19 protein-coding genes are annotated in these 25,742 nt (G+C 41.9%); all 19 read left to right on the top strand.

Annotation, left to right across the window (positions count from 1 at the left end; genetic code table 11):
• Positions 1–13 precede the first annotated feature (13 nt).
• The 19 genes from AAHA41_RS07140 (at position 14) to AAHA41_RS07050 (ending at position 25,678) form a co-directional block, all read left to right on the top strand.
• Positions 14–3,163 carry an efflux RND transporter permease subunit gene (locus AAHA41_RS07140; RefSeq protein WP_201959802.1) on the top strand — a complete coding sequence of 1,050 codons (3,150 nt, stop codon included), beginning with the start codon at positions 14–16 and terminating at the stop codon, positions 3,161–3,163.
• An 814-nt stretch (positions 3,164–3,977) separates the two neighbouring features.
• Positions 3,978–5,012 (top strand): Gfo/Idh/MocA family oxidoreductase, encoded by a 1,035-nt coding sequence (locus AAHA41_RS07135; RefSeq protein WP_342697319.1) that lies wholly within the window; start codon positions 3,978–3,980, stop codon positions 5,010–5,012.
• A gap of 12 nt (positions 5,013–5,024) precedes the next feature.
• Entirely contained in the window at positions 5,025–6,299 is a 1,275-nt protein-coding gene (tviB, locus tag AAHA41_RS07130) for a Vi polysaccharide biosynthesis UDP-N-acetylglucosamine C-6 dehydrogenase TviB (RefSeq protein ID WP_323092267.1), read from the top strand.
• Between the two features lie 86 nt (positions 6,300–6,385).
• On the top strand, positions 6,386–6,961 hold the full coding sequence (locus tag AAHA41_RS07125) for an acyltransferase (protein ID WP_323071555.1): 576 nt from the start codon (positions 6,386–6,388) through the stop codon (positions 6,959–6,961).
• Positions 6,962–6,987: 26 nt separating this feature from the next.
• Positions 6,988–8,067, top strand: coding sequence for a DegT/DnrJ/EryC1/StrS family aminotransferase (locus AAHA41_RS07120; RefSeq protein WP_323071557.1), 1,080 nt, complete (start codon positions 6,988–6,990; stop codon positions 8,065–8,067).
• A complete protein-coding gene (locus AAHA41_RS07115) occupies positions 8,064–9,908 on the top strand; it encodes an acyltransferase family protein (protein WP_323071560.1) in 1,845 nt (614 codons plus the stop codon). Before AAHA41_RS07120 ends, AAHA41_RS07115 begins: the two co-directional genes overlap by 4 nt.
• A gap of 2 nt (positions 9,909–9,910) precedes the next feature.
• Positions 9,911–11,161 carry a lipopolysaccharide biosynthesis protein gene (locus AAHA41_RS07110; RefSeq protein WP_342697318.1) on the top strand — a complete coding sequence of 417 codons (1,251 nt, stop codon included), beginning with the start codon at positions 9,911–9,913 and terminating at the stop codon, positions 11,159–11,161.
• A 40-nt stretch (positions 11,162–11,201) separates the two neighbouring features.
• Entirely contained in the window at positions 11,202–12,992 is a 1,791-nt protein-coding gene (gene asnB, locus AAHA41_RS07105; RefSeq protein WP_342697317.1) for an asparagine synthase (glutamine-hydrolyzing), read from the top strand.
• 7 nt (positions 12,993–12,999) lie between these two features.
• Complete coding sequence (locus AAHA41_RS07100; protein ID WP_323092288.1) at positions 13,000–13,953, top strand: formyltransferase family protein; 954 nt, start codon at positions 13,000–13,002, stop codon at positions 13,951–13,953.
• Positions 13,954–13,961: 8 nt separating this feature from the next.
• Entirely contained in the window at positions 13,962–14,924 is a 963-nt protein-coding gene (locus AAHA41_RS07095; RefSeq protein ID WP_323071589.1) for a GNAT family N-acetyltransferase, read from the top strand.
• Between the two features lie 84 nt (positions 14,925–15,008).
• Complete coding sequence (locus tag AAHA41_RS07090) at positions 15,009–16,367, top strand: polysaccharide deacetylase family protein (RefSeq protein ID WP_323071591.1); 1,359 nt, start codon at positions 15,009–15,011, stop codon at positions 16,365–16,367.
• Entirely contained in the window at positions 16,361–17,683 is a 1,323-nt protein-coding gene (locus AAHA41_RS07085) for an O-antigen polymerase (protein ID WP_342697316.1), read from the top strand. Before AAHA41_RS07090 ends, AAHA41_RS07085 begins: the two co-directional genes overlap by 7 nt.
• A 98-nt stretch (positions 17,684–17,781) precedes the next feature.
• Complete coding sequence (locus tag AAHA41_RS07080; protein WP_323092278.1) at positions 17,782–18,921, top strand: glycosyltransferase; 1,140 nt, start codon at positions 17,782–17,784, stop codon at positions 18,919–18,921.
• Positions 18,918–19,541, top strand: coding sequence for an imidazole glycerol phosphate synthase subunit HisH (hisH, locus tag AAHA41_RS07075; RefSeq protein ID WP_101531182.1), 624 nt, complete (start codon positions 18,918–18,920; stop codon positions 19,539–19,541). Before AAHA41_RS07080 ends, hisH begins: the two co-directional genes overlap by 4 nt.
• On the top strand, positions 19,541–20,305 hold the full coding sequence (locus AAHA41_RS07070) for an AglZ/HisF2 family acetamidino modification protein (RefSeq protein WP_323071529.1): 765 nt from the start codon (positions 19,541–19,543) through the stop codon (positions 20,303–20,305). The genes hisH and AAHA41_RS07070 overlap by 1 nt, the downstream gene beginning before the upstream one ends.
• Positions 20,306–20,311: 6 nt before the next feature.
• Entirely contained in the window at positions 20,312–21,457 is a 1,146-nt protein-coding gene (locus AAHA41_RS07065; RefSeq protein ID WP_323071527.1) for an N-acetyl sugar amidotransferase, read from the top strand.
• A complete protein-coding gene (locus AAHA41_RS07060) occupies positions 21,438–22,553 on the top strand; it encodes a glycosyltransferase family 4 protein (RefSeq protein WP_323071524.1) in 1,116 nt (371 codons plus the stop codon). The genes AAHA41_RS07065 and AAHA41_RS07060 overlap by 20 nt, the downstream gene beginning before the upstream one ends.
• A 78-nt stretch (positions 22,554–22,631) precedes the next feature.
• The gene (locus tag AAHA41_RS07055; protein ID WP_342697315.1) at positions 22,632–24,452 is read left to right on the top strand and encodes a hypothetical protein; all 1,821 of its coding nucleotides are present in this window, start codon (positions 22,632–22,634) and stop codon (positions 24,450–24,452) included.
• A 5-nt stretch (positions 24,453–24,457) separates the two neighbouring features.
• Positions 24,458–25,678, top strand: a complete 1,221-nt coding sequence (locus tag AAHA41_RS07050) for a glycosyltransferase family 4 protein (protein ID WP_342697314.1) — start codon at positions 24,458–24,460, stop codon at positions 25,676–25,678.
• Positions 25,679–25,742 lie beyond the last annotated feature (64 nt).

Here is a 25,742-nt window from a genome sequence, read left to right as displayed (position 1 = left end):
GAGTAGTCGCTTCATGGCTCGATTTTTCATAGACAGACCCATTTTTGCCTGGGTGATCGCGCTGGTGATCATGCTGGCGGGCAGCCTGGCCATCATCAAGCTGCCGGTCGCCCAGTATCCGAGCATTGCGCCGCCGGCGGTGAGCATCTCCGCCAGCTACCCGGGCGCATCTGCCAAGACGGTAGAGGACTCGGTGACCCAGATCATCGAACAGAACATGACGGGGCTGGATCACCTGCTCTACATGTCCTCCCAGTCCGACTCTGCCGGCCGGGTGTCAGTGACCCTGACCTTCCAGCCGGGGACTGATCCCGATATCGCCCAGGTGCAGGTGCAGAACAAGCTGCAGCAGGCGATGTCGCTGCTGCCGCAAGAGGTGCAGCAGCAGGGCATTCGGGTGCAGAAGACCTCCAGCAGCTTCCTGATGGTGGCCGCCTTCATCTCCAGCGATGGCAGCATGAAGAACGACGATCTGGCGGACTATGTGGTCTCCAACATCAAGGAGCCGCTGAGCCGTCTGGACGGGGTAGGGGATATCACCCTGTTCGGCAGCCAGTACTCCATGCGGATCTGGCTCGACCCCAACAAGCTCAACCGAGTGCAGATGACCCCGAGTGATGTGCAGTTGGCGATCAAGGCGCAAAACGCCCAGGTAGCGTTTGGCAAACTGGGGGGAACCCCCTCGGTGGCCGATCAGCAGTTCACCGCCACCATCATGGGCCAGACCCGTCTCTCCACCGTCGAGCAGTTCAACGACATCCTGCTGCGGGTGACTCAGGATGGCGCCAAGGTGCGGCTGAAAGATGTGGCCCGGGTCGAGCTGGCTGGCGAGAGCTATGACGCCGAGGCGCTCTACAACGGTCAGCCCACTGCTGCGGTGGCCATCAAGCTGGCGACCGGTGCCAACGCGCTGGATACCTCCGAGAAGGTGCGTGCCAAGCTCAACGAGCTGTCAGAGTACTTCCCGGCCAACATGAAGATCGTCTACCCCTACGACACCACGCCGTTCGTGAAGATCTCCATCGAGGAGGTGGTGCAGACCCTGATCGAGGCGATCTTCCTGGTGTTCTGCGTCATGTATCTGTTCCTGCAGAACTTCCGGGCTACCCTGATCCCGACTATCGCGGTGCCCGTGGTGCTGCTCGGTACCTTCGGGGTGATGGCGGCGTTCGGCTTCTCCATCAACACCCTCACCATGTTCGGCATGGTGCTGGCCATCGGCCTTCTGGTGGATGACGCCATCGTGGTGGTGGAGAACGTGGAGCGGCTGATGAGCGAGGAGGATCTCTCCCCGCTGGAAGCGACCCGCAAGTCGATGACCCAGATCACTGGCGCGCTGGTGGGGATTGCCTTGGTGCTCTCCGCCGTGTTCGTGCCGATGGCCTTCTTCGGCGGTTCGACCGGTGCCATCTATCGCCAGTTTTCGCTGACCATCGTCTCGGCCATGACCTTGTCGGTGCTGGTAGCGTTGATCCTGACGCCGGCCCTCTGTGCCACCCTGCTCAAGCCGATGAAACATGGCGAGTTCGGTGCCCAGCGTGGCTTCTTTGGCTGGTTCAACCGCGCCTTTGATGCCGGCACCCAGCGCTACCAGCGCGGAGTGGGCAAGGTGATCAAGCAGGGCGTGCGCTACAGCCTCATCTACGGCGCTATGCTGGCGGTGCTGGCGGTGCTCTTTATGCGGATGCCCACCTCTTTCCTGCCGGAGGAGGATCAGGGGGTCATCATGTCCATGGTGCAACTGCCGGTCGGGGCGACCAAGCAGCGCACCGAGGTGGTGCTGGCGGACATGCGCGACTACTTCCTGAAAAACGAGAAGGATAACGTCGATTCTGTTCTGACGGTGGCGGGCTTCAGCTTCGCCGGTAGCGGTCAGAACAGCGGTATGGCCTTTATCAAACTCAAGGACTGGAGCGAGCGCAAGAGCCCGGATCGCAGCGCCAATGCCATCATCGGCCGTGCCATGGGTTATCTGTTCAGCATCAAGGAGGCGCAGGTCTTCGCCTTTAACCTGCCCCCCATCCCGGAGCTGGGTACGGCGACCGGTTTTGACTTCTTCCTGCAGGATCGCGGCGGTATCGGCCACGAGAAGCTGATGGCGGCGCGCAACCAGCTGCTCGGCATGGCGGCGCAGGATCCGACTCTGGTGCGGGTGCGCCCGAACGGGATGGAAGATACGCCGCAGCTCGATATCAAGATCGACTACGAAAAGGCGCTGGCGCAGGGGCTCTCCATTGCGGAGATCAACAACACGCTGGCAAGCGCCTGGGGTTCTGCCTACGTCAATGACTTCATCGACCGTGGCCGGATCAAGAAGGTCTATATGCAGGCGGATGCTCCCTTCCGGATGAACCCGGAAGATCTGAAGCTCTGGTATGTGCGCAACAGCGCCGGTCAGATGGTGCCCTTCTCCGCGTTTGCCAGCACCGAGTGGAGCTTCGGCTCGCCGCGGCTGGAGCGTTACAACGGCGTGCCGGCGATGGAGATCGTCGGGGAAGCTGCACCGGGCAAGAGTACCGGTGATGCGATGGCCGCCATCGAGCAGATGGTGAAAAAGCTGCCGGAAGGGGTGGGCATCGAGTGGACCGGGCTCTCCTTCCAGGAGCGTCAGGCCGGTTCACAGGCACCTGCGCTCTACGCCATCTCCTTGCTGGTGGTGTTCCTCTGTCTGGCGGCCCTCTACGAGAGCTGGAGCATTCCGTTTTCGGTGATGCTGGTGGTGCCGCTCGGGGTTCTGGGGGCCATTTTGGCTGCCACCCTGCGCGGGTTGGAGAACGATGTTTACTTCCAAGTCGGCCTGCTCACCACCATAGGCCTGTCGGCGAAGAACGCGATCCTGATCGTGGAATTTGCCAAAGAGCTCTATGACAAGGGGATGGGGCTGGGTGAGGCTGTGGTGGAGGCGGCGCGCCTGCGTCTGCGCCCGATCCTGATGACCTCGCTCGCCTTTATCCTCGGGGTGCTGCCGTTGGTGATCAGCTCCGGCGCCGGTGCCAGCAGCCGTAACGCCATCGGTACCGGCGTGATGGGGGGGATGATCAGTGCCACCGTGCTGGCCATCTTCTTCGTGCCGCTCTTCTTTGTGCTGGTGATGCGCTACTTCACCAGCCACCAGAGCAAAGAGGCGCGCATGGCTGCAGCAGTTGAGTCAAAAGGTGACTGAGCAAAAGCGTGTCCATCTGTTCTGAGCGACAGATCACAATTTGATAAATGAGTCAGTTAAAGCTGACTATAAAATGGGGCAACACGAGCGGTTGTCCCATTTTTTTCACCTGAAAAACGGTAACTTGGCTGTGATCTGTTCGATTTTGAAAGGTGATTCGGATGAGTTCATCAAGTGCTTTGGGTTCTCCATCGAATCTTGATTGAAAACCCTTGATGAAGGCACTTTTTGGTGTGCAGGTTTACAGAAAACGAGATAGAATCTGCCCCTTATCGGGCTGGTAGACTATGTGTCGTTTGGTTTGGTACCCCTCTTTTGGCTATAAAATGCGAGCGGGTAACACTGTTATCGACCATCAAAACATAAAAATGCTGGAGGACACGATGACCAACAGCAAACAAAATTCGGTTAAAAGCAGCAAGCTGGGGGCTGTAACCTAGGGGCGGTAGCCATGTTTTTTTGTTTTTGTGGTTAAAAAATAACCAATCTGGTTGTTGTAAATTGTTACTGTTTGTTACTGTCAGCAAAATAGTTGATCTCTTTGCCGGGGGATAGACTGGTACTGCTGCCAGATATGACAGTTTTACTATCATCTATCCAGCGATAATACCTGTAGAGGTGAATAGCCTATTAGCATTTTCATTAGAGCTACAAGCGAAATAAAATCACATTATCATATAGCACTATAAATATAGACTTTTAGTTAGATATATTCGTTGGATTTTATAAATCAATTCTTGTACTAAAGAAAGCTATCTATTTTATAAAGTTGATCATTTTTTTGGTTACATTCTTAATAAGTGTAGGAATTAACATGGATAAAAAATTAAGAATAGCAGTTGTTGGCTGTGGTCGTATATCGAAAAATCATTTTGGTTCGATAGAACAGCTTTCTCATGAATATGAATTGGTAGCAATTTGTGATAATGATCCAGAGGTATTAGAGGCGCATCGCAAGCAATATGGGGTTCCAGCCTATCAGTCATTTGATGAAATGTTGATCAATGAGAAGCTAGATCTGGTGACACTTTGTACTCCTAGTGGTATTCATGCCAACCAAACTATAAAGGCAGCCAAAGCGGGTGTGCATGTCATCACAGAAAAACCTATGGCAACCAAGTGGGAAGATGGCTTGGCGATGGTGCGTGCATGTGATGAAGCAGGTGTTCGCTTATTTGTTGTTAAACAAAATCGCCGCAACTCAACCCTGCAACTGCTCAAGCGTGCTACAACAGAAAAACGCTTTGGCAAAATTCATATGGTACATATGAATGTATTCTGGACTCGGCCACAAGAGTATTATGACCGTGCAGTATGGTCTGGCACTTGGGATATGGATGGTGGCGCTTTTATGAACCAAGCGACTCATTATGTAGATTTATTGCATTGGCTGATTGGGCCGGTTGAAAAAGTACACTCAATGTTGTCAACACATCGGGATATCGAGGTGGAAGATACCGGTGTCGTTAACTTGAAGTGGCGCAACGGCGCGCTTGGTTCCATGGCCGTTACCATGTGCACCTATCCAAAAAATTTGGAAGGTTCTATCACCATACTGGGTGAAAAAGGTACGGTACGTATTGGTGGGGTGGCCGTTAATGATATTCAAGAATGGAGTTTTGCTGAACCCAAAGACTACGACGTAGAAATTGCAGCTGCTAATTATCAAACCACATCAGTATATGGGTTTGGTCACCCACCTTATTTTCAAAATGTGGCCGATGTGTTGCGTGGCAAAGCGGAGCCAGAAACCGATGGTCGTGAAGGGTTAAAATCACTTGAGTTGCTTATCTCTATTTATCGTTCAGCAAGAGACAATAAAGAAATTGGTTTGCCTTTAAATGTATAATAGGATTTTGAGATGAATCTGGAAAACTTAAAGATCGGTATAATAGGTTTGGGTTATGTCGGTTTACCGCTGGCAGTTGAGTTTGGCAAAAAATTTGATACATTAGGATTTGACATAAAAACAGATCGAGTCAATGAATTACGCAGTGGCCAAGATTCAACATTGGAGTGTTCAACAGAAGAGTTACTAGAAGCTGCTCGCCTTAGCTACACAGATAGTCTCGATGGTATCAAGCAGTGTAACTTTTATATTGTCACTGTACCAACCCCTATCACAGAGGAAAATACCCCAGATCTGACTCCGTTGGAGAAAGCATCGGAAGCACTTGGAAAAGTTATTAAGCAAGGCGATATCGTAGTGTTTGAGTCGACGGTATATCCAGGTGCAACTGAAGAAGTGTGCTTGCCGATTATTGAAAAATTATCTGGTCTGAAGTTTAATCATGACTTTTATGCCGGTTATAGCCCAGAGCGCATTAATCCGGGGGATAAGGTTAACCGTTTGACTACTATCGTCAAGATTACCTCAGGTTCAACACCAGCTGTAGCAGATTTCATTGATGAAGTATATCGTCAGATTGTAACTGCAGGTACCCATAAGGCTTCTTCCATCCGTGTAGCCGAAGCCGCCAAGGTTATTGAAAATACCCAACGTGATCTTAATATTGCGATTATCAATGAGTTTGCCAAAATTTTTAATCGGTTGGATATTGATACTGAGGAAGTTTTAAAAGCTGCGGGAACAAAATGGAACTTCTTACCTTTTAAACCTGGGTTGGTTGGCGGCCATTGTATCAGTGTTGATCCTTATTATTTGACTCACAAAGCACAGGAGGTGGGTTATCGTCCGGAGGTTATTTTAGCCGGTCGTCGCATCAATGATGGTATGGGTGAATATGTTGCAACGCAACTTGTGAAAAAAATGGCTCGCAATAAAATTAATATTGATGAGGCAAAAGTATTGGTTATGGGGTTCACCTTCAAAGGTGATTGTCCCGATGTTCGTAACACTAAAATCATTGACATTATTAAAGAGCTAAAAGAGTTTAATATGTCAGTTGATGTTTACGACAGTTGGGCGGCCAAAAATGAAGTTCAAGATGAGTATGGTATTGAACTGATTGATCAGCTTGAACCTGCTAAATATGATGCCATTATTCTTGCTGTCGATCATACTGAGACCAAAGAGATGGGCGCCTCAGCGATTCGAGCATTGGGCAAACCAGACCACGTGTTATATGACGTTAAATATGTACTGCCATTGGGCGAATCAGATATACGCCTATAAATAACACTGCTTTCAATAATATAATATGACTCGTGTATACATAATATGTTAACACGAGTCTACATATTATTCTGTTGGGGGGGATAATGAATTACTTTAAACACGATACCGCTATTGTTGATGATGGTGCGCGAATCGGTGAGGGCTGTCGGGTGTGGCACTTTGCTCACATTTGTGGTGGCGCTCAAATTGGAGCTGGTGTATCACTCGGCCAAAATGTTTTTGTCGGTAATAAAGTGACCATCGGTGATAGTTGCAAGATCCAAAATAATGTATCGGTTTATGACAATGTTCATTTAGCTGAAGGGGTATTTTGTGGCCCCAGTATGGTGTTTACCAATGTGTATAACCCGCGTTCACTGATTGAGCGAAAAGATCAGTATCGTGATACCCAAGTGGGTAAGGGGGCAACGTTGGGCGCAAACTGCACAATAGTGTGTGGTGTGACCATAGGTGAATACGCCTTTATTGGTGCCGGTGCTGTTATCAATAAAGATGTGCCAGCTTATGCCCTGATGGTTGGGGTCCCTGCTAAGCAAATTGGCTGGATGAGTGAGTTTGGTGAGCAGTTGGATTTGCCAATTGAGGGACAAGCACAAATTACTTGTCCTCATACTGGTACCATATACCAGCTTGATGGTAAACAGTTACAAAAACGTTAACTATTTTTTAGATTTTAGGACTTGATATGCAATTTATCGACTTGGTGGCGCAACAGGCACGTATCAAAGATAAAATCGATGCTGCGATCCAAACCGTATTACAACATGGTACCTATATTTTGGGGCCAGAGGTTGCTGAGCTCGAGCAAAAATTAGCCGAGTTCACTGGCGCGAAACATTGTATCAGTGTGGCCAATGGCACCGATGCGCTGCAAATAGCGCAAATGGCGTTTGGTATTGGCCCTGGTGATGAAGTGATTACCCCAGGCTTTACATATATCGCCACTGCAGAAACAGTTGCTCTGTTGGGGGCTAAGCCAGTCTATGTTGATGTATGTCCCAAGACCTATAACCTTGACCCGGCCAAGCTTGAAGCGGCTATTACGCCTAATACCAAGGCTATTATACCGGTAAGCCTCTACGGCCAGTGTGCCGATTACGATGCAATTAATGCCATTGCAGCGAAATACAATATTCCTGTGATTGAAGATGCAGCACAAAGCTTTGGTGCTAGCTATAAAGGGAAGCGGTCGTGCAATTTGACGACTGTAGCCTGTACAAGTTTTTTTCCCAGTAAGCCGCTAGGGTGCTATGGGGATGGCGGTGCTATTTTCACCAATGATGACGAGCTTGCATTGATTATGCGCCAGATAGCACGTCATGGCCAGGATCGCCGTTATCATCACGTTCGTGTAGGCGTAAATAGTAGATTAGATACCTTGCAAGCAGCTATTTTATTGCCAAAGCTCGAAATATTTAGCGAAGAGTTAGAGTTGCGTAATCAAGTTGCAAACATGTATACCCGTTTACTCAATGACGTGGGGTGCTATACAACTCCATTTGTCGAGGATCATAATACATCTTCTTGGGCACAGTACACAATTCGTGTTAAGAATAGAGATACAGTTCAGAAAAAACTGCAAGAAGCAGGCATCCCTACTGCAGTGCATTATCCAATCCCATTGAATAAACAACCGGCGGTTGCAGATAGTCACATACAATTACCAATAGGTGATGAGATCGCTGAAGATGTTATGAGTTTACCTATGCATCCCTACTTGCTAGAGTTAGATCTGCGCCGAGTAGTGCAGGCGTTAGCTGAATGAATGCAGTTAACTTCCGTCCTGATATTCAGGGGTTGAGAGCCATTGCGGTATTTTCCGTAATGGCTTTTCACTTTAATCCAGCGCTCCTACCTGGCGGTTTCATTGGTGTAGATTTATTTTTTGTAATCTCCGGATTTCTGATTACAAATATTTTATTGCACAGAAAAGAAAATGCGGATTTTAATCTTGCTAAAACACTGAATTATTTTTATTTAAGCCGCTTTAAACGTATAGCGCCAGCCTATTTTGTTATGCTTGTGGTGGTTGCCTTTGTTGCAGCGGTGTTTCTCCTTCCGCAAGACTTCAACACCTTCAAAAGTAGTTTGGAGAGCGCGGCATGGTTTGGTAGTAACAGGTATTTTTCCGGCTTTGGTGACTATTTTTCACCTGCTAATCATGAACAGCCGCTTTTACACTCGTGGTCATTAGCTGTAGAGATTCAGTTCTATTTACTGATGCCTTTCATGATACTCCTACTACCTGTTCGCTGGTTACAATGGATATTCGCCGGGCTATTTATTGGGTTCAGCGCTTTGGCTGAATACAACTTGCGGATTATTGGTATAGAGCAAGCAACTTATTATAGCCTTTATGCTCGTCTGCCAGAGTTTTTTGCTGGTAGCTTGGCTGCGCTATACACAATAAATACATCCGAAAGTTTGGGAGGGTCTAAGTGGCTTGGTACTGTTGGTTTGATGTTGATTTTTATCGCCGCGATTGCGCAACCACAGTTGGGAGCTTTTCCTGGTATTGCAGCCTTATTGCCTGTTGCAGGTGGTGTATTGTTACTTAGCCAGCATAGTGCGGGTAGTTTACTCAGCTGCAAAATGCTTGTGTGGTTTGGGGCGTTGTCCTATTCACTCTATCTATGGCACTGGCCGGTTTTAGCCTTTTTACGCTACTACACGGGGACAGAAATACTTGGTGCTGGATTCAGCTTATTGTTTATCTTGTTGACGTTAGTGCTATCTATAGCCTCCTACTATGGTATTGAGCGATTACTCCGAAGCCAGCGTACCAACAAGAAGCAAGCTCTGGCTTGGGGGCTTCTTGTTGCGGTGGTACTGGGTACATCGCAGGCCATGGTGAAAGTGAATACGGCTCTGACGCCAGAGCAACTACCAATCGAATATTTACGATACGGTGATGATTCAAAAATTTGCCATGGCCATATAGCGGGAGATTGTATAAGGGGAGATATAGATAGCGTAAAAGAGGTGTTAGTACTAGGAGATTCTCACGCTGCTATGTTAAACCTCTTTTTTGATTATCTTGGCAAAGAATTAGGATTTAAAGCTAGAGTGATTACAGCGAGTAGTTGTGTAACAATCCCTAGTTTTGATTATAAACGAATTGCAGAATGGGCGCACCATGATTGTCTTGCACAGATCGAGCAGGCTAAAACATATATAGAAAATGCTGAAGTTATTTTTTTAGCTGCATCTTGGAATTGGCACTTGAAAAGTAGAGAGTTTAATCAAGGTCTTATAAATTTTTTGAAAAATGATGCACCGCACGCAAAAAAATATGTTATCAGCCAAGAACCTCTTTTAAACCTACATCCACAACGTAACCAGAGGTTTGTATCTTTAGGTTGGGTAAATCGCTCTGGAGTAAATACAGATTATTTGCGCTCAAATGAAAATTTGAAAAGTATAACTATCAAGCTTGAAAATACTAAATATCTTGAACTTGACGTACTACCTATCTTCGAACACCCCCCTTTCTACAAGGGGCAATTGTTATATTATGATGAGCATCATTTGAATGAAATTGCTGTAATGGAGTATGCAAAACAGGCATTGCCAATTTTTAAAGAAATATTCATTGGTATGGAATGAAATTGAAAGATAATAAATTATTTTTTAGAAATGTACTTACGTTAATGTTAGGTACAGTTATTTCTCAAGCAATACCTGTAGCGATCATTCCTATTCTTACTCGCGTATTTACACCGGAAGATTTTGGTTTGCTTGCTTTATATTCAGCACTTGTTTCTATATTAGGGGGCGTTGCGGCTGGGCGTTATGATATTGCCATTATGCTTCCCAAAGATGATGAGGATGCGCGGATTTTATTGCAAGTTTCTGTGTTAGTTGTAACGCTAACATCTTTAATTATTAGCATCCCTATTTTTCTTTGGAAAGATGAAATAGCACGATTTTTAGGTAACGAAAAAATTGCAATATGGTTATATCTGGTTCCTATTTCTGTATTTTTTACAGGGGCTTATCAGGCGCTAACTTATTGGAATAATAGACATAGAAAATTTAAGAACACGGCAATTTCTCGCGTTAATCAGAGTTTTTTTCAAGGTGTAGCACAAACATCACTAGGATCTATGCAACTAGTGGGGGGGCTTATATGGGGACAATTTATAGGGATTTTTTCTGGGTTGGTTTATCTGCTGAAAAAAGATAAAACCGATAAGAAAATATTCAAAAAAACAGAAATCTCCCTTATAAAAGAGCAGGTGAAAAAATATCATAAATATCCAAAATATGGAGTGTTAGGAGCTTTGTGTGATGCCAGCGCAGTCCAAATGCCGGTTTTGATGCTGACTAAGTTTTATTCAAGTTCACTGACTGGTATGTTCAGTCTGACCTTTCGCGTTCTTAATATGCCTACATCGATTATCTCATCCGCTATTGCGCAGGTTCTTTTTCAAAAAGTAGTCGAGATTAGTCACACAGAGCCTGAAAAATTAAATAAATATATCATAAAGATGTTTGTGCTCCTTTTTGTTATTTACTTGCCGGCAGTGCCCATTTTATTCATATGGGGAGAACCCTTGTTTTCACTCATTTTCGGTCAAGAATGGGGACAAGCTGGTTTGTATGCTGGTTATTTGGTAGTGGCAGTTGCCATTCGTTTTGCGGTCAGTCCATTAAGTGCGGTACTTGGCTTGGAAGAAAATATTAGGATGGGTGTTTTCTGGCAGCTGCTATACCTATGTACGATTACCATGACTCTGTATACTTGTTCATCCCTTTCGGTAGAGAAGTTTTTTATAGCTTTTGTTATGCATGAAATAGTTTTATATTTGATATACTTAGTTCTTATTCTTAAAGGAACTAAAGCAATAATTGCATAAAGAAAATCAAGTTAAATATCGATAATAGCTAAGGTTAAATATGTGTGGAATTGCGGGTTATATAACCAAAGAAGTAGCAGAAAAATTACCGCTTAAGAATATGACCGATGCAATAGTCCATCGAGGGCCAGATGGTGAGGGTCATTACTATGGAGAGAGTTTTGCCTTTGGGCACCGTAGACTTGCAATTGTCGATTTAACAGAAAATGGCAAGCAGCCTATGCTGTATCAAGATCGATACATAATTACTTTTAATGGTGAGATATATAACCATATAGAGCTTAAGGAAGAACTCATTGAAGCTGGTTATCGATTCAAGAACGACACTGACACTGAAGTTATCATGGCTGCATATGATCTTTGGGGGGGTAAGTGTCTTGACCGCTTTAATGGTATGTGGGCATTCGTTTTATATGATAAGAAAGAGAATGTTTTTTTTATATCACGTGACCGATTTGGGAAAAAACCGCTTTATTACAGCCTAGATAACAATAAATTTGTGTTTTGTAGTGAAGTTAAAGGTATCTATGCTAGTGGATTGGTAAAAAAGGCACCCAACAAAAGCTACCTGAAAAACTACTTGGAAAACGGGCCTAATGAGTATGATTCAGAAACGGCTTTCGCTAACGTTTATCGTTTTCCCTTTGCCCACTACTTTCTTGGTAGTAAAGAACAACTGCTCAATCAACCGAAGTTTACTCGGTACTGGGAATTAACCACCAACACCAGCAAAGAACGCTTCTGCCCTAATAAAGCCAAAGAATACGCCAAACAATATTACGACCTACTAGCAGATGCGGTAAGACTACGCTTAAGAGCTGACGTGAAAGTGGGTTCTGCACTTTCAGGCGGTTTAGACAGTAGCTCGATTGTTTACCTAGTCAACGAACAGTTAAGAGCTCAAGGTAAAGCTGATCTACAGGAAACCTTTTCTTCTGTTTACAAGTCTGATGGTACCCTGGATTGTGATGAAAGCGTATATATAGACCTTCTGGCAAAGGAGCTGAAGGTCAATTCAAATCAAATAGAACCACAGGAAGGTGATATTCCTGTTGAGCATCAAAAAATGATTTTGGCCATGGAAAATCCACCTGAAAGTACCTGTATGTCTGGTTGGCACACCTTTATGAAAGTGAAAGAAGCAGGTGTAAAGGTAACTTTAGATGGCCAAGGTGCTGATGAGCAGTTAGCTGGGTATTTACCCTACATCGCTAGTTATTTAACATCAATTTCATTGATTGACCTATATAAAGAGTTTTTTTATTTCTTAAAAATACCAGGCGCCAAAAAAACGTTACTGCTTAGTTTTTTAATGGCAAATTTTAAGTTCATCTTCGGTAAGAAAGCTTATCAATCGCTATTCAAGAAAATAAAAGGACGACAACCACCGACTGAATTAAATTTAGAATTAAAATCTGCTATCGAAAAAGGATTAATTAACCTTATTCATTACTCTGATCGTGTTTCAATGGGACACAGTATAGAATCCAGAATGCCCTTTATGGACTATCGATTAGTCGAGTTTTTAGCTCAAGTTCCTGCATGCTATAAAATGCATAATGGTTGGACTAAATACTTAGCTCGCCTAGCATTCGACAAAAAATTACCTGATGAAATTACCTGGCGAAAAGATAAAATGGGTTGGCCAATTCCAGAAGAACATTGGTTCAGAGGAAACCTAAGATTGTGGGCTTCAGATACATTAATGAATTCAAAAGTTTTAAAAGAAATATGTCCAGAATTAGCTGCAGAGACTGAATTTAAAAGTAATATAAAGAAGAGCATAAGAAAACTGAATGTTGCAACTATTGATAAATTAAATTTTTGGTGATTCGTGTATGCGTGTTATAATAATCACGAGTGGTGTTTCTCGTATTTTAAAACCAATTTATGATAATGGATTTGATGTCGTCGGCGTCTTAGAGTCTATGCCGCGTGGATGGCAACCTAACAGTGAGAGTAAATTTCATCGTGCTTTGAAAGGAGTTTATCACAGTGTTTTCAAGCGCGGTATAAGTCTTGAAAAGTTTTGTTTTGATAAAACAGTTCCCTACAATAAAATATATAATGGAAATGATGTTGCTATTACATCTTGGGTTAAGGATCTCAACCCTGACCTGATTGTAGTTTTTAGCATGTCTCAACTCCTTAAAAAAGATTTAATAGATATTCCAAAACTTGGGGTTATAAACCTACATCCATCGATGTTGCCAGAGTACCGTGGGCCTAATCCAGATTTTTGGCAATACTATAATATGGAAATGAACCCAGGTGTAACGGTCCATTATATTGATGAAGGTGAAGATACTGGAGATATCATTTTTCAGGAACGTGTGCATATCCCTTTAGGAACCAAGTCACCTGAAAGACTGGATAAACTAATTGGTGGTGTTGGGTCTTCTCTGCTTCTAAAAGCAATCCAGGCTATAAAATCGGGTTCAGCACCACGAATTCCTCAGTCAAGTCATAGTTCAACCTTTCGAGCCAGAAATTTAAAGTCCGAAGAACATAAAGAAATTATAGATTGGAAAAATTGGCCGATAGAACGAATTTGGCATGTGTTACGTGGTACAGAACTTTGGCTTAATGCTTATGATCAACCCAAAGGTATTTTTAAAGGCCAGCGATGGGTAATCGAAGAGTACGAGAGAAAGGGCAATATTGAGCTGCCAGGTGCAATAGTACGTTATAAAGGAAGAAAAGCTGTGGCTACACCAGATGGTTATATTTTTATTGATATAAAATTCAGCTTAAAAAAAGCTTTGCTTTTCGTACTTAATTTTAAATTTTGAGCGAATCAATGATCAATAAAGAAAAATATCGTCAATTGTGCGAAGAAGAACATACTATTCCTATTTTCAGTCAAGCTTGGTGGTTAGATGCCGTTGCTGGAGATAACTGGGATGTATGTATCGTTGAAAAAGGCAACAAGATACAGGCATCAATGCCTTACGTGGTGAAAAAGAAGTATGGACTAACGTTGTTGACCCAACCATCACTCACGCAAAACTTAGGGCCTTGGATTCGTCCGGTTCATGCAAAATATAGCAAACAGCTTTCACAACAAAAAGATTTGATGGAAGCACTGATTGAACAATTACCCAAATATCACTACTTTAATCAAAATTGGCATTATTCAAACACTAATTGGTTACCGTTTTATTGGAAAGGGTTTGAACAGTCTATTCGTTATACATATGTTATAAGCTCTTTAGACGATATCAATTCCATATGGGAAGAAACACAGGATAATATACGACGTGAAATTAGAAAAGCTGAGAATCGCTTTGGCTTAGTAGTAAACAGTGATTTACCAATTAGTGGCTTTTTTGAATTAAATCAATTGACATTTAGGCGGCAAGGGTTGTCTATGCCGTATTCTGAACACTTTGTAGAAAATATCGTAAACCAAGCCACAAAGCGTAAGCAATGTCGCTGGTTTATTGCTCAAGATAACGAAAGCAGAAATCATGCAGGTGTTTTGCTGGTTTGGGATAGTGAATCAGCGTATTACTTAATGGGTGGTGGTGATCCTGACCTAAGAAATAGTGGTGCAACGAGCCTTTGTATGTGGGAAGCAATTAAATTTGCATCAACTGTTACAAAGCGATTTGACTTTGAAGGTTCGATGATTGAACCAGTTGAACGTTTCTTCAGGGCTTTTGGTGCCAAACAAACCCCATACTTTGCACTTACTCATCGACCTTCGCGTTGGTTAAATACGGCAATTCACTTGAAAAAAGCTTTAAGAGGTCAAGCTTAGTTTTGAACCACTTGGTTTGAACTAACGCGATAAAATATTCTTAGCAACATGGCTACGGCAGGTAAACTCCAAGACAGGTAATACATGATTCATTTTTCTGATGTCGCAATATGTTGGCTCGAGACCATTTTATTGGAACGTTTTGGCCATCGTTTTATACTGGCTCAACAACCTAATACGCTACAATTTTATTTAAATGGTAGCCAAGGTTCTATAATGTTCGCTAGGCTGCAAAGTATATTCCATCAGTCGAGATCAGATTTCCCGTGTCAGCAGTGGCAAGCTTCCAGCGAGGGATTTACCGCGCCAATCGAAGACTACATACCAGCACCTTCCTTAAACGCGCTGCCAAACCAGATTATTGAATTCAGTGAGCAAGGAGCAATTGTACACTACGATATTCTCGGTTTAACCTACTGGATGTTAACGAGGTTAGAAGAAGTTGGACGTAAGGATTTGGATAATCATCAACGCTTTTCAGCGTTTTCTTCTCATGCTTATCAGCATGGTTACTTAGAGCGACCCATCGTAGATGAGTGGTTGATGATTCTAGGGCAGGTCATTCAGCGTGTTTGGCCTCATATTGAGTTAAAGCGACATGAGTTCAGTATTAAGGTCTCGCACGATGTAGATAGCCCGAGCATGTATGGTTTTAAACATTGGTCGACCATCGGCCGGATGATGGTGGGGCACCTGCTGAAACGGCGCGATCTCAAGGCTTTTTTTACTGCACCCTATGCTAAACTTGCGACACATAGCCAGCTACACCCAGCCGATCCTTACAACACCTTTGAGTGGTTGATGGATATATCTGAAGCCAACAATATCAAAAGTGCATTTTATTTCATCTGTGGTGGTAGTCATTCTCATGACGCCGACTATATGCCTGAGCATCCTGTGATCCGTAATCTAATGCGTCGTATCCACGAACGTGGTCATGAAATAGGCTTGCACCCGAGTTATGGCACTTTCCAGCAGACTGAATTAATTAAGCAAGAAGCAGAACGGCTTAAACGTATTTGTGCGGAAGAGAGTATTGAGCAACAACGATGGGGTGGACGAATGCACTACCTGCGCTGGGAACAACCCACTACCATGCGCGCTTGGGCGGGGGCTGGTATGGCTTATGATTCTACACTTGGTTATGCCGACAGGCCGGGTTTTCGCTGCGGTACTTGCCATGAATACCCCGCTTTTGAGCCGGTAGCACAAGAACAATTGAGTCTACGCATCAGGCCGCTGGTTGTGATGGAGGGAACGGTAATTGATTCTGCTTACTTAGGGTTAGGTGTGACTGTGGCAGCACAAGAGAAGATGAGGCTGCTAAAAAAACGCTGTCAGCACGTAAATGGTACCTTTAGTTTATTATGGCATAACTCACATTTTAAATCTGATAAAGAGATGACATTATATAAAAATATATTGGGGGGAGGAAGGTGTTAACTTTCTGCTTTATACTAATGTTTTTTCTGGTGCATTTTTTTGCGCTAATCCAGTTAAGATTAATTGGCGAGCGATTAAATCAAGTCAGTATTGTAAGCATAACAACTGTTGCTCTTTTTATGTTCTCGGTGATTGGGACTTTTGTTCTTTTTTTTCAGTTAGATGAGTACAGGTATTATACCGGCATTAGAAATCCATCGTTAGTGCTGGAAGTATTATTTTATTCTTCAATTAACATTATATTCTTTTTGTTTGGGGTTATGTTTTTCCGGAGATTTATTGGGTTTGATGTGTTACCATTCAGATCTGTCGAGATAAAAAGTTTGACTTGGCGTCAAGAAAAACTACTATTAGTATTGTTGATTTTTTGTATTCTCATTCTTTGTTATTATTTATGTAACATTGATCGGATCGCCATTTTTGCCCTAGCAGAAGGAGCCGGCGCTGCCAATCTGGCAAGAAGTGATATGGGGAACTCGTTTATAGGTAAATATCACTGGTATAAGCTGATAATGTATGACTTGGGAAATTTATTGACCTTCACATTTTTTGCGATTTATTTATTTAAAAAGAAATTTGGATGGCTAACTTTATTTCTGATTTCATTTTGTTATTCAATGTTTGTAGCTGTTATGGCAACCGAGAAAGCGCCTGTTGCATGGTTACTGGTTGGATTGTTTATGGTCTATTTTTTAGTGAAGTCTAACGGTGTTATACCATTCAGAATAGTGATCCCATTCGCTATGTTTTTAGTTTTTCTGCTAATAATTACATATATCTATTTTATGGGGGCAGAAGATGTAGGTTCTGCACTCTGGTCCGTTTTTTCTCGTGCATTTTCAGGAAGTATTTCGCCGGCATATTTTTATCTAGAATTTTTTCCTGAACATCAAGATTTTTTATTTGGTAGAACCTTTCCAAATCCGGGAGGATTGATGCCTTATACTCCTTATAATTACACCGTTGAAGTTATGAATTGGGTCTTTCCAGAGGATGTTTCATCGGGTGTGGTTGGTACTATGCCAACGGTGTTTTGGGGGGAGGCTTATGCGAACTTTGGTCCTTCAGGTATTCCTATAGTTGCTTTTATTGTCGGGGGATTGCTTGCATTTGTTAGTTATTTGGTTTCTCGAGTTGAAATTAATCCACTGACAATAGCTTTTTTGGTTTGGTTAATTTTGATTTTTAAAGATTTGGCAGTCACGGGGTTCAGTGGTTATTTATATAGTATCTATATTATTTCTATATCAGCTGTTGTGATAGTTCTTCTTGTTTCACGTGGTTCTATTCGAATTAGAACTAAAGTGTTGAGCTAAGATTAAGACGTCATATTGGTTGAGTTGTGGCGATAGTACTTAATTCAGTCGTCAGTACTCTTTGACTATTTATGTCCAAGTCGATTGGGTTTTAAATCATGAAAAATATCCATATAACTCTAACAGAGTTTCGTAATGAATCACGTATTCTCAAAGAGCTTTCATCGCTTGAAGTATCAAATGTTTTTGATTCTTTTACTGTTATTGCACTCGATGCTGATGACCTACCTAAAAAAGATACCATTAGTTCAAAAGCAAAAGTAGAAAGAATAAGCCTGATGACACGCAAACTTCCCAAAAGTGCGCCCTTTCAGTTTTTGAAGTTCATTGAGTTTATGTTTAAAAGTTTGCTAGTGGTAAGAGTTGAGAGAGCTGAGGTTGTTAATATCCACACTCTCGCGTTGCTACCCTTGGGGTGGTTGTTAAAGAAATTATTTAAAATAAATTTGGTTTATGATGCACATGAGCTCGAAACTGAAAAAAATGGCCTCTATGGTATTCGTAAATGGATTTCAAAGCATATCGAGTCTATATTTATCCACTCTTGTGATTTAATAGTTGTTGTGGGCGATAATATTGCTGATTGGTATGCAAATAAATATAAAATTGAACGACCTATTGTGATAAAAAATGCCCCAAGATTTAGCTCGAAACGAAGTAAAAATCTGTTTAGAGAAAGCTTGGGCATTTTACCTGAACAGAAAATTCTTCTTTATCAAGGCAGTTTAGTAAAAGGGCGTGGCGTTCAGTTAATACTGGATTCTTTTAAAATAAGGACGGACGACAGTGTAATTGTTATTTTTATGGGGTACGGCGATCTCGTAGCTGAAATAGAACTGGCAGCCAAACAGTATCAAAATATTTTTTATTTCCCAGCTGTTCCTCCTAGTGTTGTATTGGATTATACAGCTTCTGCTGACATTGGTATTTCTTTAATTGAAAAAACATGTCTATCTTATTATTTTTGTATGCCAAATAAACTTTTTGAGTATGCAATGGTGGGTTTGCCAGTTATAGTGTCTAATATGAAAGAGATGGCGGATGCTGTACTAAGTGGTGATTTTGGTATAATTTTGCCAGAAAATTCAATAGAAGCAATTAACTCTGCCGTTGATGGCTTGGTTTATCGAGATATATCGCGACTGTCTGAGAATGCACAGAATTTCGCAAAAGCCCATTCATGGGAGCAGCAAGAAGTGGTAATGATTGAAGGTTACCATAGGATGTTAGGTCGATGATTAAAATACTTGATTATGGAATGGGTAACTGCGGCTCGATAAAGAATATGCTGCGTTATCTTGGCACTGATGCAGAGATTGTTAATCAACCCAATAGTCTAGAGGGGGCGAAAGGCATAATTCTTCCTGGAGTCGGTTCTTACGATTATGGTGTTAAGCACCTTGAACCGTTCAAGGCAGTACTGGAGGAAAAAGTTTTGCATGAAAGGATTCCTTTTTTAGGAATTTGTCTTGGCATGCAACTTTTGCTTGAAAGAAGTGAGGAGGGTCTGTTGCCTGGATTGGGTTGGGTGAGAGGCGAGGTTAAGCGTTTTGATTTCTCGACGTTAAGTAGTAATGAACGCCTTGTTGTCCCTCATATGGGATGGAATGAGGTGAAGCGAACGAATTCTTCTCTACTTTTACATCCGAATGAAGTAGAGCAGCGTGCTCGGTTCTATTTTGTTCATTCATTTCATGCTGATGATGTACCTACTGAAAATCAGATGGCAGTTTGCCACTATGGCTATGACTTTACATGCGCAATACAAGATAAAAATATCTATGGCGTCCAATTTCATCCAGAGAAAAGCCATAAATTTGGTAAGCAACTTTTCAAAAAATTTATAGAGTTGATTTAATGCTAAAGAAGCGTGTCATTCCTATCCTGCTGTTGCAGAATGGTGGCTTAGTTAAAGGCGAAAAATTCAAAAAGCATAAATATGTGGGGGACCCTATTAATGCAGTACGTATTTTCAATGAGAAGGAAGTGGATGAGTTAGCTTTTATTGATATCTCTGCAGGTATTGAAGGAAAAGAACTGGACTATGCATTGATTGAGGACATGGCTTCTGAGGCCTTTATGCCGATTGCTTATGGAGGTGGTATCCGATGTGTTGAACAGGTGGAGAATTTGTTTCGCCTCGGTGTTGAGAAAGTAATTATAAATAGCGAATTTCACAATACACCTAATCTGATAAAAGAGTGTAGTCTGATTGCTGGTTCTCAAAGCATCACAGTTGCAATAGATGTAAAAAAAAGTTTCCTTGGTCGTTATGAGGTCTATATCCACAATGGTACCCAAAAAACAGGAATAAACCCTATTGACTATGCAAAGAAAGCGCAGTTATACGGTGCGGGGGAAATATTATTAACTGTAATTGATCGTGAAGGTTTGGGGCATGGGTTGGATCTTGAACTAATCCAGCAAGTGACCAGTGCTGTTGATATTCCCGTAATTGTACAGGGTGGTGTAGGCAACTTGGACCATATTAAGCAGGCTGTGAACGTTGCTGGTGCTTCTGCTGTGGCTGCAGGTGCATTTTTTACTTTCCATGGTAAGCATAAGGCGGTATTGCTAACTTATCCAGCTTACGCAGAACTTGAAAATTTATTTTTAGGCTGAGGCTTTATGACTGATCGTACCTATCAAATGTGCAACCGTTGTGTAATGGACACAACGGATCCAGATATTACATTCGATGAACAGGGTGTTTGCAATCATTGCCATGAGTTCGATTCAGAAATCAGTAAAAACTGGTTTCCTAATGAGGAAGGCAAGCATCAATTGACGCAGATATTTAATAAAATTAAGGCAGAGCGAAAAAAATATGAGTATGACTGCATTCTCGGTTTAAGCGGCGGCTTGGATAGTGCATATTTGGCGCTAGTGATGAAAGAGTTCGGAATGCGTCCATTGGTTGTTCATGTAGATGCCGGTTGGAACAGCGAGTTAGCTGTTTTCAATATTGAAAAAATTGTCAAATACTGTGGATATGATCTGCATACACATGTCATGAATTGGCCTGAAGTGCGTGATTTGCAGCTGTCATATCTGAAAGCTGGTATTGCCAATCAGGATGTTGTACAGGATCACGCATTTTTTGCATCGCTTTATCATTTTGCGGTCCAAAATAAAATAAACTATGTCATAAGCGGTGGCAACATTGCGACAGAGAGTATTTTCCCTAAATCTTGGCATCATGCAGCAATGGATGCCATTAACTTGAGAGCCATTCATAAAAAGTTCGGCACTTTACCGTTAAAAGACTATAAAACCATCGGCTTTCTACAGTATTACTTCTATTATCCATTTATCAAGAAAATGAAGGCTATTCGTCCATTGAATTATCTGCCATACTCCAAAGAAGTAGCTTTAGCGGAGTTGCAAGACAAAGTCGGTTACAAACCATATGGTCGAAAACATGGCGAGTCTCGCTTTACCAAATTTTTCCAGGAACATTACTTACCAACAAAGTTTAATATGGATAAACGTAATCCTCATTTATCTAGCATGGTATTATCTGGATTGATAAGTCGTGAGCAGGCGTTGGAGGAGTTATCTAAGCCACTCTATGACGAAAATGAACTTCGTGAGGATAAACATTATATTGCCAAGAAATTAGGGATTAGTGTGGAACAGCTTGAAAAATATATTTCTTCCTATGGTCATGATTATTCTGAGTATCCCAATTGGGATTCGCGCTATGCCTTTATGAAGCGTATTCAGTCTATAATATCCAAGGTGCTAGGCCGTAATGTTAAAAACTACTCGTAAGGTCGTACATCTCACCTCCGTCCATCCCCGCTATGATACTCGTATTTTTCTTAAGGAATGTGTGTCACTGGCTAACAACGGCTACTCTGTTTCACTGGTTGTTGCTGATGGAAAAGGGGATGAAACTAAAAGTAATGTCGCTATTTATGATGTGAATGGATCTACGGGGCGGATAGATCGTATTCGTAATGCTCCCGGTCGAGTCTTGGTTAAAGCGTTGGAGTTGGATGCTGATGTTTATCATCTACATGACCCTGAGCTGATACCTATTGGTCTTAGGCTCAAGAAACATGGTAAGATCGTTATTTTTGATGCTCACGAAGATGTGCCTAAGCAATTATTAGGTAAACCTTATTTGAACAAGCCTGCTAAGTGGTTACTGTCAAAAAGTTATTCCCTTTATGAAAGCTGGGCTTGCCGTAAATTAGATGCAGTGATTTCTGCTACCCCATATATTCGTGACAAATTCACTTCAATGGAGGTGCGGTCTATTGATATCAATAACTATCCACTTCTGGGTGAGCTCTCTTCCGGTGAGGTGGACTGGTCGCAGAAGAAGTTACAGGTGGGGTATGTGGGGGGATTGAGCCGTATTCGTGGGATACAAGAGATGGTTCAAGCTATGGCATTAACCACATCTGATATCCGTCTTTTGCTGGGCGGTTGTTTCTCTGAGGCGAGTTTTGAGCAAGCAGTGAAAGCAGAAGCTGGATGGGAGAAAACTGATCATCTTGGATGGCTAGATCGTGAAGGTGTTAAGCGGGTACTGAATAGTTCTGTAGTTGGATTGGTTACTTTGCATCCAGCTATAAATTATTTAGACTCATTGCCAGTAAAAATGTTTGAGTACATGGCAGCAGGTGTACCTGTGATTGCTTCAAATTTCCCTCTTTGGAAACAAATTATCGAGGGTAATCAATGTGGACTATGCGCAGATCCCTTCGCTCCTAAAGCAATTGCGGAAGCGATTGATTATTTGACTTCTCATCCAATTGAAGCCGAGCAGATGGGTCGCAACGGCCAAAAGGCCGTGCAGGAGAAGTACAACTGGGATATCGAAGAGCAAAAGCTACTAGATTTCTATCAATCACTGTAAACTATCGTTTGACTAGTTATGTGATTATGCCTGGGTGACAGAAATATAGATTGTTGTTTAAACAAATAAGGGTAGAACATGTGTGGTATTTTTGGGCTTTTTGCTCAATCCGGTATAAAGAGTTGTGATTTAAAAATATTATCTCATCATGCGCGTCAACGTGGACGCGACTCAAGTGGTTTGGTGTTTTTTAAGAAAAATTATATAGTTGAAAAAGCTGATTGCGATATTCAAAAATTAATAAAGCGTGTTAATTTAAGCGCATCTCCCTTGGTAATGGGACATAGTCGATTAATTACTAATGGATTAGGTGATAATCAACCAGTTGTGCGAAATGACGTTATTGTGATTCACAATGGTATCATAGTTAATGATAAAGAAATTTGGGAGTCAACTGGACTTGAACGAAAGTTAATAATTGACTCTGAGGTTATCGCTGCTTTAGCAGAAGATCATATCTCGAATTTTGGGGATTTAAACACTCTACCTGATTATATTTTGAGTAAGTGCCGAGGGGTTGTGGCCTGTGCTATTATCTTTCCTAAGATGGGTAAAGCAGTCGTTTTCTCAAATAACGGTAGCCTGTATGTGGGGACTAGGGATGGAGATTCTTTCTTTTCTTCAGAAAGTTATCCACTGTCCAAAATTGGATGCAATGAGATTATTCAAGTAAAAGAGGACGGGTATTTTTTTGATATCCAAAAATCTGATTGTTTACCTAGCATTAATGAGTCTAAATCAAGAGTTGAGAACTTAATTCCTGAATTTAAATTCATCAAGAAAGAAGCTGATATCCTTGAGTTTAATCCAGACTTGGGTATTAAACGTTGTACATGTTGTATCTTGCCTGAAACAATGCCGTTTATTCATTTTGACGATCGAGGTGTTTGTAATTACTGTAATAATTATCAGCCCAGGAATAATCCAAAACCCAAGGAAGAGCTTTTTGAACTTGTAGCACCTTATCGGAAAAAGGTTGGTCTCGACTGTATTGTTCCTTTTTCTGGTGGGCGAGATAGTTGCTATGGTCTTCATCTAATAGTCGAAGAACTTAAAATGAAACCGGTAACTTATACCTATGATTGGGGAATGGTTACTGACTTGGGTAGACGTAATATTAGCCGCATGTGCGCCCAACTAGGCGTCGAAAATATTATTATTGCGGATGATATATCGAAGAAACGTCGTAATATTCGCATGAACTTGGAAGCTTGGTTGAAGTCTCCTCATTTGGGTATGATGGCAATGTTGACAGCCGGGGATAAGCACTTCTTTAGACATGTAGAGACGGTTAAAAGACAAACTGGTATCAACTTAAACTTATGGGGAGTCAACCCACTCGAGGTAACGCACTTTAAAACTGGATTTTTAGATATTCCACCAGACTTTGAAGAAAAGAAAGTTTATTCACACGGTATTTCTAAGCAGTTGAGGTATCATTACAACCGTACTAAAGCAATGTTACAGAGTCCTGGATACTTTAATCGCTCTCTGTGGGATACTTTATCTGGTGAGTATTATCGTAGCTTTACCGAGAAGAAAGATTATTACCACATATTTGATTATTGGCGTTGGGATGAAAAGACCATAGATGACACATTACTAGGTGTTTATGATTGGGAAAAGGCACCTGACACAAGCACAACTTGGCGCATTGGTGATGGTACGGCAGCTTTATATAATTATATTTATTATACGGTAGCTGGTTTTACTGAGCATGATACTTTCCGCAGTAATCAGATTCGTGAAGGTCAAATAACTAGGGATGAGGCATTAAAGTTAGTTTCTGATGAGAATCAACCAAGATATCAAAATATTAGATGGTATTTAGATGCCCTAGGCATGAATTTTGTTGACGTTGTTAAAGTTATAAATTCAATCCCTAAAATGTATAGCTAATTATTATGAATAAAAATATTTGGTATATATCTAAATATATTGCACCTACTTATGCTGCTAGAGTTACAGCTCGGGGTTTTTTAATTCTCACGTCGCTAGTGAAAATGGGAAACAGTTGTACGCTGATAATCTCTGATTCAAATCACTTAATTGATGCTCCTGTAATTCGTGGCAAAGTGCTCAATGAACTAGTTGATGGTGTAGATGTTTATTGGCTGAAAACATGGAAGTATAAAAGCGCACGCTCTATTAATAGAATAGTAAGTTGGTTTGATTTTGAATGGCAATTATTTAAAATGTCTAAGAAAAATCTCCCTAGACCAGATGTTGTTGTTGTTTCAAGTCTGTCACTATTGACTATTCTAAACGGTTTGTTGCTTAGAAAAAAATATAAATGCAAGCTTATATTTGAGGTTCGTGATATATGGCCGATGGTATTGGTTGTATCGGGTAACTTTAGCTCAAAAAATCCATTTGTTCTTTTTCTTGCGTGGCTGGAAAAGTTGGCTTATAGAAAAGCAGATAAGGTTGTTGGAACTATGCCAAATTTATCTGAGCATATTTACAATGTAACTGGTCAGAAAATTGAGGCTGTTTGTATTCCTCAGGGCTTTGATGATAGATTATTATCTGAGCCTATGCCACTGTCGGAACAATATATAAAACAGTTCATTCCGGAAAATAAATTTGTGGTTTGTCATGCTGGTTCTATAGGTGCTGATAATGCGCTTGAAACTTTTTTTTCTTGTGCTCGCATAATGCAGGATATGAAAGATATTCACTTTTTGATAGTTGGTGAAGGCTATTTAAAAGAAAGGTTTCAAAAAGAAAACTCTGACTTAAAAAATCTTACTTTCGCGCCTAGAGTGGAGAAAAAACAAGTCCAATCTGTTTTGAAGCTTGTTGATGTTGTATATTTTTCTGTTAATAAATCACCTTTGTGGTCTTATGGTCAATCTTTGAATAAAGTCGTAGATTATATGCTGTCAGCTAAACCTATTTTAGCATCATATACTGGCTTCCCTAGTATGATTAATGAAGCTGATTGCGGGATTTTTGTCCCTGCTGAAGATGTTCTTGCTTTGAAAGAAGAAATTCATCGTTTATCTAAGTTGCCAAAAGATACTTTATGCGCCATGGGCTTGCGAGGAAGAGATTGGATTATTTCTAATCGACGATATGATGACCTAGCAGAAAAATATTTAGATATAATTAATGATATTTGATTTTTAGGTGTTTTTGACACGTAAATCTTATTTAATTGAACGTGTGGTCTTTTAGGGGGGGCTT

The sequence above is a fragment of the Aeromonas sp. SER genome, assembly GCF_038739615.1.
GTDB classification, from domain to species: Bacteria; Pseudomonadota; Gammaproteobacteria; order Enterobacterales; family Aeromonadaceae; genus Aeromonas; species Aeromonas jandaei.
Note: the sequence above shows the minus strand (reverse complement) of the source record. Positions and strands in the feature narration are given on the sequence as shown.

Excerpts from the sequence above, each read along its gene's own strand:
- AAHA41_RS07140 (WP_201959802.1), top strand. The coding sequence starts at position 14 with ATGGCTCGATTTTTCATAGACAGACCCATTTTTGCCTGGGTGATCGCG.
- AAHA41_RS07135 (WP_342697319.1), top strand. The coding sequence starts at position 3,978 with ATGGATAAAAAATTAAGAATAGCAGTTGTTGGCTGTGGTCGTATATCG.
- tviB (WP_323092267.1), top strand. The coding sequence starts at position 5,025 with ATGAATCTGGAAAACTTAAAGATCGGTATAATAGGTTTGGGTTATGTC.
- AAHA41_RS07125 (WP_323071555.1), top strand. The coding sequence starts at position 6,386 with ATGAATTACTTTAAACACGATACCGCTATTGTTGATGATGGTGCGCGA.
- AAHA41_RS07120 (WP_323071557.1), top strand. The coding sequence starts at position 6,988 with ATGCAATTTATCGACTTGGTGGCGCAACAGGCACGTATCAAAGATAAA.
- AAHA41_RS07115 (WP_323071560.1), top strand. The coding sequence starts at position 8,064 with ATGAATGCAGTTAACTTCCGTCCTGATATTCAGGGGTTGAGAGCCATT.
- asnB (WP_342697317.1), top strand. The coding sequence starts at position 11,202 with ATGTGTGGAATTGCGGGTTATATAACCAAAGAAGTAGCAGAAAAATTA.
- AAHA41_RS07100 (WP_323092288.1), top strand. The coding sequence starts at position 13,000 with ATGCGTGTTATAATAATCACGAGTGGTGTTTCTCGTATTTTAAAACCA.
- AAHA41_RS07095 (WP_323071589.1), top strand. The coding sequence starts at position 13,962 with ATGATCAATAAAGAAAAATATCGTCAATTGTGCGAAGAAGAACATACT.
- AAHA41_RS07090 (WP_323071591.1), top strand. The coding sequence starts at position 15,009 with ATGATTCATTTTTCTGATGTCGCAATATGTTGGCTCGAGACCATTTTA.
- AAHA41_RS07080 (WP_323092278.1), top strand. The coding sequence starts at position 17,782 with ATGAAAAATATCCATATAACTCTAACAGAGTTTCGTAATGAATCACGT.
- hisH (WP_101531182.1), top strand. The coding sequence starts at position 18,918 with ATGATTAAAATACTTGATTATGGAATGGGTAACTGCGGCTCGATAAAG.
- AAHA41_RS07070 (WP_323071529.1), top strand. The coding sequence starts at position 19,541 with ATGCTAAAGAAGCGTGTCATTCCTATCCTGCTGTTGCAGAATGGTGGC.
- AAHA41_RS07065 (WP_323071527.1), top strand. The coding sequence starts at position 20,312 with ATGACTGATCGTACCTATCAAATGTGCAACCGTTGTGTAATGGACACA.
- AAHA41_RS07060 (WP_323071524.1), top strand. The coding sequence starts at position 21,438 with ATGTTAAAAACTACTCGTAAGGTCGTACATCTCACCTCCGTCCATCCC.
- AAHA41_RS07055 (WP_342697315.1), top strand. The coding sequence starts at position 22,632 with ATGTGTGGTATTTTTGGGCTTTTTGCTCAATCCGGTATAAAGAGTTGT.
- AAHA41_RS07050 (WP_342697314.1), top strand. The coding sequence starts at position 24,458 with ATGAATAAAAATATTTGGTATATATCTAAATATATTGCACCTACTTAT.